At 66.8% G+C, this 693-nt stretch carries 1 protein-coding gene; it reads left to right on the plus strand.

What is annotated here, in order from left to right; all coding sequences use genetic code 11:
- Positions 1 to 287: 287 nt before the first annotated feature.
- Positions 288 to 693 (plus strand): SDR family NAD(P)-dependent oxidoreductase (locus LPA41_RS40805; protein ID WP_229076863.1); only part of this gene is annotated, 406 nt, incomplete at its 3' end.

The raw sequence follows: 693 nt of genomic DNA on the forward strand, positions 1-693 counted from the left end.
GTCCTGCGCAGGCTGCGGTGTGGGGGTTGGGGCAGGTGGCGGGGTTGGAGTTTCCGGAGCGTTGGGGTGGGTTGGTGGATGTTGGGGTGGATGGTGTGGGTGTGGCGGGTGTGTTGGGGGGTGTTCTTGGTGGTGTTGATGGTGAGGATCAGTTGGCGGTCCGTGGTGGTCAGGTGTTGGTGCGTCGGTTGGTGCGGGCGCCGTTGGGTGATGGGGTTGGTGTGGGTGGGTGGTGTCCGCGGGGGACGGTGTTGGTGACTGGTGGTACGGGTGCGGTGGGTGGGCATGTGGCGCGGTGGTTGGCGGTGGGTGGTGCTGAGCATGTGGTGTTGACGAGTCGTCGGGGGTTGGCGGCGGAGGGTGCGGTGGGGTTGCGGGATGAGTTGGTGGGGTTGGGGGTTCGGGTGACGGTGGCGGCGTGTGATGTGGCCGATGCGGGGGCGTTGGGTGAGTTGTTGGCGGGGTTGGGTGGGTCGGTGTCGGCGGTGGTGCATGCGGCTGGGGTGGCGCAGTCGACGCCGTTGGGTGAGGTGGGTTTGGGTGAGTTGGAGGAGGTGTTGCGGGCGAAGACTGCTGGTGCGGTGAATTTGGATCGGGCGTTTGCGGATGTCGATCTGGATGCGTTCGTGGTGTTCTCGTCGAACGCGGGGACGTGGGGCAGTGGTGGTCAGGCGGCATACGCGGCCGCGAACG

Source organism: Actinoplanes sp. DH11 (genome assembly GCF_020873875.1).
In the GTDB taxonomy this organism is placed as follows: Bacteria; Actinomycetota; Actinomycetes; order Mycobacteriales; family Micromonosporaceae; genus Actinoplanes.